Source organism: Metabacillus niabensis (assembly GCF_902829255.1).
GTDB lineage: Bacteria > Bacillota > Bacilli > Bacillales > Bacillaceae > Metabacillus > Metabacillus niabensis.
Window position 1 is genome coordinate 1 of sequence record NZ_CADEPK010000048.1, and the last position, 1686, is coordinate 1686.

Genomic DNA, 1686 nt, shown 5'->3' on the forward strand with positions numbered 1-1686 from the left:
TAATAATATTGATCTATACTATTCAATTTCATATTAGCTTTGACTTTTCATATATATTCAATTTTTAAGTTAATATACAACAGATCTAAAACATCCTTAAATCACGTTGTAGAACATCGCTTTTTTCAATTAAAGGCTATGTTAAAGCTTACTGTTGCTTCTTAACACTTTGTTAAGTGAGAGAATGCATAAGATGCGTGTCGAAGAGAGACACTCTGCACTTAATGCTACAGGAGCCTCCATACCCAATTGCTAAAAGCAAAGACTGCAAGAGGGAAATAAACAACCAAGATTAGCAGCACCAACATAAAAAAGCTGACCTCGCCAGTTTATTCCATAAAGGAACTAGCATAAAGTCAGCTTTCTTAATTATTATTTATTATCATTTGTTTTCGTATTACTTTTTACTTCAGTGGATTCTCCCTGTTTACCGTAAAAGCGTAATAAATCACCATAGATGATTTCATCCGAATAGCTTAATTCCTGTTTAGCCTTTTCCATATAAGGCTCACAAACCGCTTCCTCGACTTCCTCACCTGTTGCTTTGTCATAACATACGCCACGAGTATAAACATTATTTTCAGTTATAAAGCTTCCATCTCTTAATGCTGCAAATGATAGTTTTTCGTCAGAGAAGGCATCTGAACCAAATTGAATCTGATCAGAAGTATCAATACCAAGTAAGCTCATAATTGTAGGACGAATATCAATTTGTCCAGTTACTTTTGATATTGTCTTTGGTTCTTTATCAGTAACTCCAGGTATATGAACAATAAACGGAACACGCTGTAATTGGATTGTTTCAAATGGAGTAATTTCTTTTCCTGTAAATTGCTCCATTGCTTTATTATGGTTCTCAGAGATACCATAATGGTCACCATATAGAATGATGATTGAATTTTCATATACATCGGTTTGCTTTAATTTCTCAAAGAAATGCTTAACACCCTCATCCATATATCGCACTGTCGGGATATATTGATTTAGTGTTTTACTATTTGAGTCAAATTCATCAATCATTTTATCCTCTTCCCCAAGATCAAATGGGAAATGGTTTGTTAATGTAATAAGTCTTGTGTAGAACGGCTGTGGAAGATTATCTATATGTTGAACAGTTTGCTCAAAAAAGTCGATATCTTTTAATCCCCAACCAATCGAATTGTCCGCTGTCACTTCATAATCATTAACATCAAAGAAACGGTCATAACCTAAAGTTTCATACATTATGTCACGATTCCAGAAGCTCTTATTATTAGCATGAAAAATTGTTGAATAATATCCATGATCCTTTAATAACTCAGGCGTAGCAGTATATTCGTTACTACTGTTTGTAAAGTATACTGCACCACGTCCTAATGGATACAATGAGTTATCGACAATAAACTCTGAATCTGATGTTTTCCCTTGCCCAGTTTGATGGTAGAAATTATCAAAATAGTAGCTTTCTCCAATCAAATCATTTAGGAATGGAGTAATTTCCTGGCCATTTACTTTCTCATTAATGACAAAACTTTGTAGTGATTCTAATGAAATTAAAATCACATTTCGACCTTTTGCTACTCCAAATAAATCTTCAGAAGGCTCCTTACGGTTTGCATTTACATAGTTTTCAATTTCAGTCAAATTATCACTATCTGCTAGCGCTCTTTGTGCCGTAGTTTTCGATTGTAAAAATGCGTCATAAAT

The 1686-nt window shown here is 33.6% G+C and carries 1 protein-coding gene; it reads right to left on the reverse strand.

From position 1 onward, the window contains the following. Positions 1-372: 372 nt before the first annotated feature. Positions 373-1686 (reverse strand): LTA synthase family protein (locus HU235_RS06615; protein ID WP_174879701.1); only part of this gene is annotated, 1314 nt, incomplete at its 5' end.